Consider the following 14,110-nt stretch of genomic DNA (forward strand, 5'->3'; position numbering starts at 1 on the left):
GCGTCGCTCCTTGTCAGCCGTTCTTATCTCGCAGCATGCTGCGGGTTACATCATCACCACATCAAACTGCTCTGGATTGTAGAGCGGCTCAATTTGTACTTTTACCTGTTTGCCGACAAAAATTTCCACTTCTGCCAGCGCGTGTGACTCTTCCCCTTTCAGAGCTTCGGCCACTGAGGGAGAAGCATAGACCAGGAAACGGTCTGAGTCGTATGCATGATGAACGCGGACAATCTCACGCATAATTTCATAGCAGACCGTCTCCACACTCTTCACCGTGCCGCGGCCATGGCAGGTCGGGCACTCATTGCACAGCACATGCTCCACGCTTTCACGGGTACGCTTGCGGGTCATCTCCACCAGCCCCAGCTGCGAGAAGCCGTTAATGCTGGTTTTGACGCGGTCTTTACTCAGCGCCTGCTCCAGCGAGTGCAGCACGCGGCGGCGGTGGTCTTCATTACTCATATCGATAAAGTCGATGATGATAATGCCACCCAGATTGCGCAGACGAAGCTGGCGGGCAATCGCCTGCGTCGCTTCGATGTTGGTGTTAAATATGGTGTCGTCGAGGTTGCGATGGCCGACAAATGCTCCGGTATTGATATCCACGGTGGTCATTGCTTCGGTCTGATCGATAATCAGGTAGCCGCCCGATTTAAGCTCAACCTTGCGTTCCAGCGCACGCTGGATTTCGTTTTCTACATCGTACAGATCGAAGATCGGCTGGCGTCCGCTGTAGTGCTCCAGCAGACCCGGCATCTCGGGAATGTATTCGGCCGTAAACTCCAGCAGCGCGTCATAGGTCAGGCGAGAGTCGACGCGAATGCGGTCGAGTTGGGCATCGGCAAAGTCGCGCAATACGCGCTGGGCCAGCGCCAGCTCACCGTACATCTGATAGCGGGTCTGGTTGCGTTTTTTACGCTCCATCACCTTGGTCCAGACGCGTTTCAGGTAGGCGGCATCCGAAGCCAGATCCTCTTCGCTGATCCCTTCTGCAGCGGTGCGGATAATGAATCCCCCCTGCTCGTCGCAGTAGGCACCGACCACTTTTTTCAGGCGATCACGCTCGGTTTCGCTCTCAATTCGCTGCGACACGCCAACGTGAGAGGCACCCGGCATAAAGACCAGATAGCGGGAAGGTAAGGTGATGTCGGTGGTGAGACGCGCGCCCTTGGTGCCGAGGGGATCTTTCACCACCTGCACCATCAGGTCCTGGCCCTGGCGCACCAGTTCGGAGATATCACGCACGGTAAACTGTTTTTGCTCTTCACCCGCCACGCATTCAGTATGCGGCATGATGTCAGAGGCATGCAGGAACGCGGCCTTATCAAGGCCAATATCTACAAATGCCGCCTGCATACCCGGCAGAACACGACTGACGCGACCTTTGTAGATATTGCCTACGATCCCGCGCCGCGCTTCGCGCTCGATATGAATTTCCTGAAGAATTCCGCCATCGATGTAGGCTACTCGCGTTTCGGATGGCGTTACGTTTACCAACAATTCAGCCGTCATAATTATCCCTTCACTCACGTAGTGAGTTAAAATTGCTCAGCAACTCATACGTTTCCACCAGCGGTAAGCCGACTACGGCGTGATAGCTGCCAGCAATCTTCCTGACAAAACAGCCACCCAACCCTTGAATACCGTATGCACCTGCTTTATCCATTGGTTCACCGCTGGCGATATAACCGGCGATATCCTCTTCTGTGAGTACTCTGAACGTGACATCAGTGACAACCAGACAGTCCAGCACGTGCTGACTGTCCGCCAGCGCGACGGCGGTCATCACCTGGTGCGTATGCCCGGATAATTTACGCAGCATTTGCGCCGCATGTACGGCGTCATGCGGTTTCTCGAGGACTTCACCGTTGAGGATCACGATGGTATCAGCGCCCAGCACCGGCAAGTCGCGCGGCGTTTGCGCCACGCCTGCCTGCGCCTTCTCCCGCGCAAGACGGGAAACATACTGTTGTGCGCTTTCGCCTGCGGCACGCTGTTCTTCAATGCCGGTTACGATACGTTCAAAAGACACCCCTAACTGGGTCAGGAGTTCCTGACGACGCGGAGAGCCGGAAGCGAGATACAAAGACGTCATAGAAACCTTTTATTGCACGGCAAATTGCTGGCGAATCTTACGCATCAGCAGGAACAACCATGGCCAGAGCACACCGTTTACTACACTACTCCAGAACACTTCCGGACGGAAAGAGACGTTGATCACTAAAAACTCTGCCCAGAAAACAATGATATCCGCAGCAAGCGATAACAACATCACCACCAGCGCCTGTTGCCAGAGCGCCAGATTACGAAAGAGCTGGAATTTCAGTGCGACCAGGTAGGCGATGATGCTCATGGCCAGCGCGCGAACGCCAAGCGTCGAGCCACTGATCAGATCCAGTATGGCACCCATCACAAAACCTGTGCCCACATTTACGCGGTGTGGCAGAGCGAGGATCCAGTAGAGCAGAATCAGCAGCACCCAGTTTGGCCGGAAAACGAGAATGTTATCCGGCCAGGGCATGATTTGCAGCAACAGCGCGATCAGAAATGAGAGCCAGATTACCCAGCGCCCCTGGCTACGATAGCTCGCCACTATTGCCCTCCCGGGGAGACTCGCGGCGGCGGCGTAGCAGACGTCGATGGGGTCAGCCCCGTGGCAGGCGCGGGTACCGGCGCAGGTGGTCCCATGGAGTTAGGCGCAGGCAGAACCTGCGGCATCATCTGCATCAGGCGTTCATTTGCCACGCGATGCACCTCTTCCGGCGTCATTGGGTTGGCTCCGTTACGATCGGCCCCCCATAACAGCAGCAGATAGCGCAGACGCTGCAGGCCCGCTGTCGGGCGCGCCTGAATCACGGTATAAGCACGCTGAGTATCCAGCTTCACAGATGAGACAACGCCCACCGGATAACCTTCCGGGAAACGCCCGCCCAGACCGGAAGTAACCAGCACATCGCCAACCCGAATATCGGTATTTGCCGGCAGATGCTCCAGTTGCAGATCGTCAGTGCAGCCGTTACCCGCCGCAATGACGCGGATGTCGTTACGCAGTACCTGGATTGGCAGCGCGTGGGTCGCATCGCAAATCAGCAGCACGCGGCTGGTGAGCTTGGCAACCGCCACCACCTGGCCGACGACGCCTTTATCGCTGATGACCGGCTGGCCTTCATACACGCCATTAACGCTGCCTTTGTCGATCACCACCTGATCGCTGTACGGATCGTTAACGGTAGAGATAACCTGAGTCACCATTTTCTGCTCATCCTGACGCAGCGGGGAACCCAGCAGTTCACGCAGACGAGCGTTCTCCTGCTTGTACTGACCCAACATCAACAGCTCGCTGTTTTTCAGCAGCAGTTCCTGACGTAAGGCGCGGTTTTCAAGCTCGAGCTGATCGCGTGAAGACAAGGTCTGCGAAACGCTGTCGAGTAATTCACGGGGACCGTTGGAAATAAAATAGAAAGGACTGACGGCAGTATCCATGTACGTTCGGATCTGATTGAACGTACCGAGGCGGCTATCGGCAATAATGACACCAAGCGCTACCAACACCCCAAGTATCAGGCGAAACTGTAGCGACGGGCCACGGCTAAAAATTGGCTTCATAGGCTATGCGTACTCTCGCGTCAGAGAGAAAGGGTAGCCTTCGCTACCCTTTCACACCCGATTACTCTTCGCTAAACAAGTCGCCGCCGTGCACGTCGATCATTTCCAGCGCCTTGCCGCCGCCACGGGCAACACAGGTCAGTGGATCTTCAGCAACTACGACAGGAATACCTGTCTCTTCCATCAACAGGCGGTCGAGGTTACGCAGCAGCGCACCACCACCGGTCAGCACCATGCCGCGCTCGGAGATATCGGAAGCCAGTTCTGGCGGACACTGTTCGAGGGCAACCATGACAGCGCTAACGATACCGGTCAGCGGCTCTTGCAGCGCTTCGAGAATTTCGTTGGAGTTCAGGGTAAAGCCGCGCGGAACGCCTTCGGCCAGGTTACGACCACGAACTTCGATTTCGCGAACTTCGTCACCCGGGTAAGCAGAACCGATCTCGTGCTTAATACGCTCTGCGGTGGCTTCACCGATCAGAGAGCCGTAGTTACGGCGCACATAATTAATGATGGCTTCATCGAAACGGTCACCACCAATACGCACGGAAGAGGAATAAACCACGCCATTCAGTGAGATAACGGCCACTTCTGTGGTACCACCACCGATGTCCACAACCATGGAACCGGTTGCTTCGGAAACCGGAAGACCAGCACCGATTGCAGCAGCCATCGGCTCTTCAATCAGGAACACTTCACGCGCACCTGCGCCCTGAGCGGATTCACGAATAGCACGACGCTCAACCTGGGTGGCGCCAACCGGCACACAAACCAGAACGCGTGGGCTCGGACGCATAAAGCTGTTGCTGTGCACTTGCTTGATAAAGTGCTGCAGCATTTTCTCGGTCACAAAGAAGTCGGCGATCACGCCGTCTTTCATTGGACGAATAGCCGCGATATTACCCGGTGTACGACCCAGCATCTGCTTGGCGCCATGGCCTACTGCCGCAACGCTTTTCGGTGAACCAGCACGATCCTGACGAATGGCCACAACAGAAGGCTCATTCAGTACAATGCCTTGTCCTTTTACATAGATGAGGGTATTCGCGGTACCCAGGTCAATGGACAGGTCGTTGGAAAACATGCCACGAAATTTTTTCAACATACTAAGGGATAATCCTGAAAGCTGGGGCGGAATACTAAATTCCGCTTACTTTATCAACCACGCGCAGCAGCGACAAGGCGCAAAAATCGTCTGCTACGGTGAAAATTAGTGCAGTACGTTACCTTATGTTACAAATCGGCACCTGACTCCCTCAGGACTGAGCAAACAGCTGCGTTTCTCACTTTTATTCGTAACCTGTCAAAGGTCGTTCACTGTCTTTTTGCGCGTCATACTTTACGCTACAGGCGCGATATTCTACGTGAAAACTCACCAAACGGCAGGTTAAACAGAGTATCTTTGCGAATATTTTTTCACATTAGTGTCAAGAGGCTGAGAGGCCGCGAAAAAATCGCCTTGCCCCCCTGTAACTCCGCGTTCTGTCAACGTCTGCCATTCGGTTCTGGAACGCACGCCGGTGGCAAATACATGCGTCTGTGTCCCCTTGCACGCTTCCACCAGACTCTGTACCAGCAGCTGGTTTTCCGTGCGTTTTTCGATATTCCTGACCAGCGCGGGGTGCAGCTTCAGCAGTTCAACGTCCAGCGTCTTCATCCAACTGGTGCTGACCAGCGTCAGACCCGCCTGCGTAACCGCTACGCGCGCCCCCAATGCACTGATCAACCGGACAATGGGCTGTAACCGACTGATGTGTTGACAAACATCTGCCTCAGCAAGTTCAAAAATAATCCGTTTACGCTGCGATTTTTCACATTGCATCAGCAAATCCCGCAGCCAGCGCTGGAAACGCGGGCGGATCAGCGACTCCACCGTCACCTGTAACGCCAGCGTCTCTTCCGGCCAGAACGATAAGAATGGCATCATTCGTGAAATTTGCTGGCGATCGTACTCTTCAGATAACCCAAACTGCAGCACCATCGGTAAATACTCGGCCGATCCCACCTCTTCATTGCCGTCGAAAATACGGCACAGCAGCTCCCGATGATGGACCTGGCCGTTATTCTGTACCGCGGGCTTTTGGTAAATCCGCGGCCCGCCCCGGGTGAGCATCTGCTCAATCAAGGTACGCCAGCGCACGTTTCCACGCCCTTTTTCCGGCAAAGAATCATCGTAAACCGCCCAGCCGTTCGCCCCCTGCAGTACCGCATTGCGGGCAGCGGCTTCAGCATGTTCCATTACCTGCTCGGTTGCCTGTCCGCTGCGCCAGGCATAAATGCCGATATGCACCATGTCCTCGCGATCGAGCATTTTGCTCGGTGGCAGCGCGTCCACCGCTTTAAGCAGCAGGCTGGCGATGCTTTCCGACTCTTTCAGGGTGCGATGCGGCAACAGTACTGCGTAATCACTGCGGCGATAACGCGCCAGCAGCGCGCCGGGGTAACGCATAATAAAGGTGGAGAGCAAATTAATGAGCGTAAACAGATTCTCTTCCGCCACCGGGCGCCCCCAGTTGTCTTTCAGCAGATCGAAGTCTGGCAGGCGGACGATCATGACGACGCCGTGCGAGCCGACTTTCTCCTGGTCGTCCAGCAAGGTCGCCAGTTGACTATCGAAGAACAGACGATTATTGAGGCCGGTTTTATTGTCCTGCGCGGCATAGGAGCGAATAAGCGTGTCCATCCGACTGCGCTGATCGCTGGCAAACTGGATATCAGAGAGTAATGCGTCCAGCGCGCTGCTGGTACGCGACGGCCATTCATAGACCGAACCGCGCACCTGCGCCCCGCGTTCGCCGTTGAGGATCCGCACCGAGCGTGTCTCCAGCAGCTCCTGCCCGGCGAGCTGACGGCGCAGCCAACGCACCGCGAAGAAAATCACCGCCACCACCAAGAATATCGCTATCGTCAGCGGCGCGGTGGTCATCAGTGAGCGGAAGTAGCTGGTCATCGGATCCTGATAGACCACGTGGATGGTCATTCCGGGGTTTTTCAGCGACTCGACCGTCAGTTCGCGATTGTTGTACTGCGTTCCTGCGGGGCGATAGCTGTGCGGTGCCGCGTGGCTGAAAATGGTTTTATCGCCCTGCTTAATCTCAACCTGGGTAATGTCTACGGGTACCATCAGCTCATCCAACTGACGCGAGAGCGTAGAAAAAGGCGTACTGACCAGACGGGAATCAATGACCGATGCCACAGACTGCATGCGGTTGACGAGCTTGCCCTGGATCGCGTTATAAAAACTCAGCGAACAGCCGATCAGGGTGACAAAAATGGTCAATCCGGTAAGCAGAGTAATGAAAGCGGAGAACTTCGTCGATAATCGCATCCTTGAGATTACTCCGTGAGTAGATAGGGATAGCAAGTGAGCGCTAACTTGCATTATGCATCGGCATACTACCAAATCAGGTGTATCTGGCAATTTATTGCGTTAAATCGGCATTGGATGTCACTGAGCGAGTATAGTCATCAAAAAATATTTTCCAATCATCATGCTGAGTAAGGAATCCGTATGCAGGCTTTGATCTTAGAACAACAGGAAGGCAAAACACTGGCATCAGTGCAATCTATCGAGGAGAGCCGCCTGCCTGAAGGTGCCGTGACGGTTGATATCGACTGGTCCAGCCTTAACTACAAAGATGCACTCGCCATTACCGGTACCGGCAAAATTATCCGTAATTTCCCGATGGTGCCAGGTATCGACTTTGCCGGACGCGTGCATGCCAGCGAAGATCCGCGCTTCCATGTGGGCCAGCAAGTGCTGCTGACCGGCTGGGGCGTGGGCGAAAATCACTGGGGCGGGCTGGCGGCTCAGGCGCGCGTCAACGGTGATTGGCTGGTGCCGATGCCAAAAGGGATGGACGGGCGTAAAGCGATGATCGTCGGCACGGCCGGCTTTACCGCGATGCTGTGCGTGATGGCGCTGGAAGACGCCGGTGTGCGTCCAGAGTCGGGCGAAGTGGTGGTCACCGGCGCCAGCGGCGGCGTGGGCAGTACGGCGGTCGCGCTGCTGCACAAGCTGGGCTATAAGGTGGCGGCAGTCTCGGGGCGTGAAAGCACTCATGACTACCTGCGTCAGTTGGGTGCCAGCCGCATTCTGAGCCGCGATGAGTTTGCCGAAACCCGTCCGCTGGAAAAACAGATCTGGGCAGGTGCCGTTGATACTGTGGGTGACAAAGTGCTGGCAAAAGTGCTGGCGCAGATGAACTACGGCGGCTGCGTGGCAGCCTGTGGTCTGGCGGGTGGATTCGCCCTGCCAACGACCGTAATGCCGTTTATCCTGCGTAATGTCCGTCTGCAGGGAGTCGATTCCGTGATGACGCCTGCCGCGCGCCGCGCGCAGGCCTGGGAACGTCTGGTACAGGATCTGCCGCAATCCTTCTACGCGCAGAGTGCCACGCAGATTAGCCTTGAGCAGGCGCCGGAATTCGCCGCGAAGATCGTCAATAATCAGATCCAGGGTCGTACGCTGGTGAAGATTGCCTAATCTTCAAATTTTCGTGACATATTCGCGTTAACCCTTCTCCTCCGTCATGCTTAGAAAAATGCATGACGGAGGATGCCATGAAATTAAAACCCCTGACGGAAGCCGATGTCACCGCGGAATCTGTTTTTATGCTTAAGCGTCGCCAGATCCTGAAGATGCTGGGCATTAGCGCCGGTGCTCTGACCCTTTCCCCCCTCGCCCACGCCGATCTGCTGGACTGGTTTAAGGGTAACGATCGCCCGAAAGCGCCACCGGGCAAACCGCTCACCTTTACCCAGCCTGCCCAGTGGCAGAGTCCGCTGCCTAAAACCCCGGAAGATAAAGTCACGGGCTACAACAACTTCTATGAATTTGGGCTGGATAAAGCCGACCCTGCCGCCAACGCCGGGAGCCTGAAAATCGATCCCTGGACGCTTAAAATTGAAGGCGAGGTGGCCAAACCGCTGACCCTCGATTATCACGATTTAACCACCCGCTTCCCGCTTGAGGAGCGCATCTACCGTATGCGCTGCGTAGAGGCCTGGTCGATGGTGGTGCCGTGGGTGGGTTTTCCGCTGCATAAATTACTGGCGATGGTGCAACCCACCAGCAATGCAAAATATGTCTCTTTCCAGACCCTTTACGCACCAGAAGAAATGCCCGGTCAGCAGGACCGCTTTATCGGCGGCGGCCTGGAATACCCGTATGTGGAAGGGCTGCGCCTTGACGAGGCCATGCATCCGCTGACCCTGCTAACCGTCGGCGTGTATGGCAAAGCGTTGCCGCCGCAAAACGGTGCGCCGATCCGCCTGACGGTGCCGTGGAAATATGGCTTTAAGGGGATTAAATCGATTGTCAGTATCAAGCTGACCCGCGAACGCCCGCCCACTACCTGGAATCTTGCGGCGCCGAACGAGTATGGTTTTTACGCCAACGTAAACCCACACGTCGATCATCCGCGTTGGTCGCAGGCCAGCGAGCGTTTTATTGGCTCGGGCGGTGCGCTGGACGTCAAACGTCAGCCCACGCTGCTGTTCAATGGCTATGCCGACCAGGTGGCGTCACTGTATCGCGGCCTCGACTTACGGGAGTTTTTCTAAGTGCGGATTACAGCAAAACAGATTATCTGGCTGAAGGTTGCCCTGCATCTGGCAGGGCTGCTTCCCATTATATGGTTGTTCTGGGCTGCCAGCCACGGCGGATTCAGCGCCGATCCGGCAAAAGATATCCAGCATTTTACCGGCAGGACGGCGCTGAAATTTTTACTGGCGACCCTGCTTATCTCCCCGCTGGCACGCTACGGCAAACAACCCCTGCTGATCCGTACCCGGCGCCTGCTGGGCTTGTGGTGCTTCGCCTGGGCGAGCCTGCATCTCACCAGCTATGCACTGCTGGAGCTGGGCATCAACAATCTGGGACTGCTGGGCCGGGAGCTGGTTACTCGCCCGTACCTGACGCTGGGGATTATCAGCTGGATAATCTTACTGGCGCTCACTCTCACCTCTACCCAGTATGCTCAGCGAAAACTGGGGCGACGCTGGCAACTTCTGCATAATTTCATCTATCTTGTCGCGATCCTGACGCCCATTCACTACCTTTGGTCAGTGAAAATCCTGTCACCGCAGCCGATCATCTACGCGCTACTGGCGCTGATGTTGCTGGCATGGCGTTATAAGAAGTTTCGTCAGTGGTGGCGATAGTGCGCGAAAGTGTGCGGATTCCCGCAGATCGTTTATCCTTCGTTAGGCTTTTTCCCAATGCGGTTGATAATCTTCCCTGATAAGACCAGTATTTAGCTGCCAAATGCTACGAAATCGTTATAATGTGCGACTTTGCTTTCCCCGACGGGTTTTTGATACCCTGAGAGGGTGACAATCGCGTATCGAAGGTATATTTTGTTTTTTACCGGAGAATCGCAGGAGATAGCGTCACAATGGCTGACAAGTTTCACATCTTAGTTTTAAACGGACCGAACCTGAATATGCTCGGCACCCGTGAACCCGAGAAGTACGGCACCCTGTCGTTAACCGACATTGTTAACCGTCTCGCTACCGAAGCGGCGGCGCTCAATGTGGAACTTGACCATTTTCAGTCGAATGCGGAGTACGCCATCATCGACCGAATTCATCAGGCTAAAGACACAACTGACTATATCCTGATTAATCCGGCCGCGTTTACGCATACCAGCGTGGCTATCCGCGACGCGCTGCTGGCGGTGAGCATCCCGTTTATCGAGATCCACCTCAGCAACGTGCATGCGCGGGAGCCGTTCCGCCACCATTCCTATCTGTCGGATATCGCCACTGGCGTGATCTGCGGGTTGGGGGCTGACGGCTATTCATTCGCTTTACAGACAGCGGTAAAACGCCTGTCACAATCACACTAAACAAAGAGTACGGAACCCACTCATGGATATTCGTAAGATTAAAAAACTGATCGAGCTGGTTGAAGAATCAGGCATCTCCGAACTGGAAATTTCTGAAGGCGAAGAGTCTGTACGCATCAGCCGTGCCGCGCCAAACGTCGGCTACCCGATGATGCAACAAGCTTACGCTGCACCAATGATGCAGCAGCCAGCTCTGTCTAACGCTGTCGCTCCGGCAGCCGCTCCAGCAATGGAAGCGCCAGCAGCAGCAGAAATCAGTGGCCACATCGTACGTTCCCCAATGGTTGGTACTTTCTACCGCACCCCGAGCCCGGACGCGAAAGCGTTCATCGAAGTGGGCCAGAAAGTTAACGTAGGCGATACCCTGTGCATCGTTGAAGCCATGAAAATGATGAACCAGATCGAAGCTGACAAGTCAGGTACCGTGAAAGCGATTCTGGTCGAAAGTGGTCAGCCGGTTGAATTTGACGAGCCGCTGGTCGTCATCGAGTAACGAGGCGAACATGCTGGATAAAATTGTTATTGCCAACCGCGGCGAGATTGCACTGCGAATCCTTCGTGCCTGTAAAGAGCTGGGCATCAAGACCGTTGCTGTGCACTCAAGCGCGGATCGCGATCTGAAACACGTTTTACTGGCGGATGAGACGGTCTGTATTGGCCCGGCTCCGTCCGTTAAAAGCTATCTGAACATCCCGGCTATCATCAGCGCCGCTGAGATCACCGGCGCGGTAGCGATTCACCCGGGTTATGGCTTCCTCTCTGAGAATGCCAATTTTGCTGAGCAGGTTGAGCGCTCCGGCTTTATCTTCATCGGCCCGAAAGCTGACACTATCCGTCTGATGGGCGACAAAGTGTCTGCGATCAACGCCATGAAGAAAGCAGGCGTACCAACGGTTCCAGGCTCCGATGGCCCACTGGGCGACGATATGGATGCTAACCGTGCCCATGCTAAACGCATTGGCTACCCGGTTATCATCAAAGCGTCCGGCGGCGGCGGTGGTCGCGGTATGCGCGTTGTGCGTAACGATGCGGATTTGGCTCAGTCCATCGCCATGACCAAAGCTGAAGCGAAAGCGGCTTTCAGCAACGACATGGTGTACATGGAGAAGTTCCTCGAGAACCCACGTCACATCGAAATTCAGGTGCTGGCAGACGGTCAGGGCAACGCTATCTATCTGGCAGAACGTGACTGCTCCATGCAGCGCCGCCACCAGAAAGTCGTCGAAGAAGCACCAGCACCGGGCATTACGCCGGAGCTGCGTCGCTACATCGGCGAACGTTGCTCTAAAGCGTGCGTGGATATCGGCTATCGCGGTGCAGGTACCTTCGAGTTCCTGTTCGAAAACGGCGAGTTCTACTTCATTGAGATGAACACCCGTATTCAGGTTGAACACCCGGTTACCGAAATGATCACCGGCGTTGACCTGATCAAAGAACAGCTGCGTATCGCTGCGGGTCAACCGCTGTCCATCAAACAGGAAGAAGTGGTGGTTAAAGGCCATGCGGTGGAATGCCGTATCAACGCCGAAGACCCGAACACCTTCCTGCCAAGCCCGGGTAAAATCACGCGTTTCCACGCGCCGGGTGGTTTTGGTGTGCGTTGGGAGTCTCATATCTACGCCGGTTACACTGTGCCGCCGTACTATGACTCAATGATCGGTAAGCTTATCTGTTACGGCGAATCCCGTGATGTGGCGATTGCCCGCATGAAGAATGCCCTGCAGGAGCTGATCATCGACGGTATCAAAACCAACGTTGAGCTGCAGATGCGTATTATGACCGACGAGAACTTCCAGCATGGTGGGACTAACATCCACTATCTGGAGAAAAAGCTCGGCCTTCATGAAAAATAAGCAGATGTAAGCAACAAAAGGCCGGTTAATCCGGCCTTTTTTATTTCTGGGGGTTGCTCAGTCCCATCATGTACAATCCCCGCTTTCTTTTCCCACCAGGGACAAAAAATGGACAAACGTTTTGTTCAGGCCAATAAAGAAGCCCGTTGGGCGCTGTGGCTAACCCTTCTCTATCTTGCAGCGTGGTTAGTGGCTGCTTACTTACCTGACTCACAGATTGGGATAACGGGTCTGCCGCACTGGTTCGAAATGGCCTGTCTGCTTATCCCACTGGTGTTTATTGTGCTGTGCTGGGCGATGGTGAAGTTCATCTATCGTGATATCTCGCTGGAGGACGACAATGCAGCTTGAAGTCATTCTGCCGCTGATCGCTTATCTGCTGGTAGTGTTCGGTCTGTCCATCTATGCCATGCGTAAGCGCTCGACCGGCCCTTTCCTTAATGAATATTTCCTCGGCAGCCGCTCAATGGGCGGGATTGTGCTGGCCATGACCCTGACCGCGACCTACATCAGCGCCAGTTCGTTTATTGGCGGCCCGGGAGCCGCCTATAAATATGGTCTGGGCTGGGTACTGCTGGCGATGATCCAGCTCCCTGCCGTCTGGCTCTCGCTGGGTATTCTGGGCAAAAAATTTGCCATCCTGGCGCGTCGCTACAATGCCGTCACGCTGAACGATATGCTCTTTGCGCGCTACCAGAGTCGCCTGCTGGTGTGGCTGGCCAGTCTCAGTTTACTGGTGGCGTTCGTGGGCGCGATGACGGTGCAGTTTATCGGCGGCGCACGCCTGCTGGAAACCGCAGCCGGGATCCCTTACGAGACAGGGCTGCTGATCTTTGGCATCAGCATCGCGCTGTATACTGCCTTTGGCGGTTTTCGCGCCAGCGTGCTCAACGATACGATGCAGGGCATGGTGATGCTGATCGGCACTATCGTGCTGCTGGTCGGTGTGGTGCATGCTGCGGGCGGTTTAGGCCAGGCAGTGGAAACCCTGCAGGCTATCGACCCGAAACTGGTTTCCCCACAGGGCGCCGATGACATCCTCTCCCCAACCTTTATGACCTCCTTCTGGGTGCTGGTCTGCTTCGGGGTAATCGGCCTGCCGCATACGGCCGTGCGCTGTATCTCTTACAAAGACAGCAAGGCGGTGCATCGCGGGATCATCATCGGCACCATTGTGGTGGCGATCCTGATGTTCGGTATGCACCTTGCGGGCGCGCTGGGCCGGGCGGTGATCCCGGATCTTACCGTGCCCGATCTGGTGATCCCAACCCTGATGATTAAGGTCCTGCCACCGTTTGCCGCTGGGATCTTCCTTGCTGCGCCGATGGCGGCGATCATGTCGACAATTAACGCCCAATTGCTGCAAAGTTCCGCTACGATCATTAAAGATCTGTACTTGAACATGCACCCGGAACAGATGACCAACGAGCGTCGCCTGAAGCGCATGTCAGCCGCAATCACCCTGCTATTGGGCGCGCTGTTGCTGCTGGCAGCCTGGAAGCCGCCGGAGATGATCATCTGGCTGAACCTGCTGGCCTTTGGCGGGCTGGAAGCGGTGTTCCTGTGGCCGCTGGTGCTGGGACTGTACTGGGAGCGCGCGAATGCTGCGGGAGCGCTGAGTGCGATGATCGTCGGTGGCGTGCTGTACGCCGTGCTCGCCTCCTTTAATGTTCAGTATCTGGGCTTCCATCCGATCGTGCCTTCGTTACTGCTGAGTTTGCTGGCGTTTGTGGTCGGGAACCGTTTTGGTCAACCTGCGCCGCAGCCCGCCGTCATTTCTACTGATAAATAAAGAGT

14 protein-coding genes are annotated in these 14,110 nt (G+C 55.4%); 8 read left to right on the plus strand and 6 right to left on the minus strand.

The window, feature by feature from the left end:
• Window positions 1-45: 45 nt before the first annotated feature.
• The 6 genes from rng to csrD all read right to left on the minus strand — a co-directional run bounded on the left by rng (window position 46) and on the right by csrD (window position 6,937).
• Window positions 46-1,515, minus strand: a complete 1,470-nt coding sequence (rng, locus tag M8013_RS13780) for a ribonuclease G (RefSeq protein WP_271268364.1) — start codon at window positions 1,513-1,515, stop codon at window positions 46-48.
• Window positions 1,516-1,525: 10 nt separating this feature from the next.
• Entirely contained in the window at window positions 1,526-2,098 is a 573-nt protein-coding gene (locus M8013_RS13785) for a Maf family protein (protein WP_271268365.1), read from the minus strand.
• Between the two features lie 9 nt (window positions 2,099-2,107).
• Complete coding sequence (gene mreD, locus M8013_RS13790; protein ID WP_271268366.1) at window positions 2,108-2,596, minus strand: rod shape-determining protein MreD; 489 nt, start codon at window positions 2,594-2,596, stop codon at window positions 2,108-2,110.
• The gene (mreC, locus tag M8013_RS13795) at window positions 2,596-3,609 is read right to left on the minus strand and encodes a rod shape-determining protein MreC (RefSeq protein ID WP_271268367.1); all 1,014 of its coding nucleotides are present in this window, start codon (window positions 3,607-3,609) and stop codon (window positions 2,596-2,598) included. The genes mreD and mreC overlap by 1 nt, the downstream gene beginning before the upstream one ends.
• A gap of 61 nt (window positions 3,610-3,670) precedes the next feature.
• The gene (gene mreB, locus M8013_RS13800; RefSeq protein WP_271268368.1) at window positions 3,671-4,714 is read right to left on the minus strand and encodes a rod shape-determining protein MreB; all 1,044 of its coding nucleotides are present in this window, start codon (window positions 4,712-4,714) and stop codon (window positions 3,671-3,673) included.
• Between the two features lie 282 nt (window positions 4,715-4,996).
• Window positions 4,997-6,937: an RNase E specificity factor CsrD gene (gene csrD, locus M8013_RS13805; RefSeq protein WP_271268369.1), complete on the minus strand. Its 1,941-nt coding sequence runs from the start codon at window positions 6,935-6,937 to the stop codon at window positions 4,997-4,999.
• A 183-nt stretch (window positions 6,938-7,120) separates the two neighbouring features.
• On the opposite strand from csrD, the gene acuI reads away from it, so the two are divergent.
• From acuI to panF, 8 genes are all read left to right on the plus strand, one after another.
• Entirely contained in the window at window positions 7,121-8,095 is a 975-nt protein-coding gene (gene acuI, locus M8013_RS13810) for an acrylyl-CoA reductase (NADPH) (RefSeq protein WP_271268370.1), read from the plus strand.
• Window positions 8,096-8,172: 77 nt separating this feature from the next.
• Window positions 8,173-9,174, plus strand: a complete 1,002-nt coding sequence (msrP, locus tag M8013_RS13815) for a protein-methionine-sulfoxide reductase catalytic subunit MsrP (protein WP_271268371.1) — start codon at window positions 8,173-8,175, stop codon at window positions 9,172-9,174.
• Window positions 9,175-9,774: a protein-methionine-sulfoxide reductase heme-binding subunit MsrQ gene (gene msrQ, locus M8013_RS13820; RefSeq protein WP_271268372.1), complete on the plus strand. Its 600-nt coding sequence runs from the start codon at window positions 9,175-9,177 to the stop codon at window positions 9,772-9,774. It abuts the gene before it with no gap.
• A 233-nt stretch (window positions 9,775-10,007) separates the two neighbouring features.
• Window positions 10,008-10,460 carry a type II 3-dehydroquinate dehydratase gene (gene aroQ, locus M8013_RS13825; protein ID WP_271268373.1) on the plus strand — a complete coding sequence of 151 codons (453 nt, stop codon included), beginning with the start codon at window positions 10,008-10,010 and terminating at the stop codon, window positions 10,458-10,460.
• Between the two features lie 22 nt (window positions 10,461-10,482).
• Window positions 10,483-10,953, plus strand: coding sequence for an acetyl-CoA carboxylase biotin carboxyl carrier protein (gene accB, locus M8013_RS13830; protein WP_271268374.1), 471 nt, complete (start codon window positions 10,483-10,485; stop codon window positions 10,951-10,953).
• A gap of 10 nt (window positions 10,954-10,963) precedes the next feature.
• A complete protein-coding gene (gene accC, locus M8013_RS13835) occupies window positions 10,964-12,313 on the plus strand; it encodes an acetyl-CoA carboxylase biotin carboxylase subunit (RefSeq protein WP_271268375.1) in 1,350 nt (449 codons plus the stop codon).
• 108 nt (window positions 12,314-12,421) lie between these two features.
• Complete coding sequence (locus M8013_RS13840; protein WP_271268376.1) at window positions 12,422-12,664, plus strand: YhdT family protein; 243 nt, start codon at window positions 12,422-12,424, stop codon at window positions 12,662-12,664.
• Entirely contained in the window at window positions 12,654-14,105 is a 1,452-nt protein-coding gene (panF, locus tag M8013_RS13845) for a sodium/pantothenate symporter (RefSeq protein ID WP_271268377.1), read from the plus strand. The genes M8013_RS13840 and panF overlap by 11 nt, the downstream gene beginning before the upstream one ends.
• Window positions 14,106-14,110 lie beyond the last annotated feature (5 nt).

Source organism: Silvania confinis (assembly GCF_025564085.1).
GTDB classification, from domain to species: Bacteria; Pseudomonadota; Gammaproteobacteria; order Enterobacterales; family Enterobacteriaceae; genus Enterobacter; species Enterobacter confinis.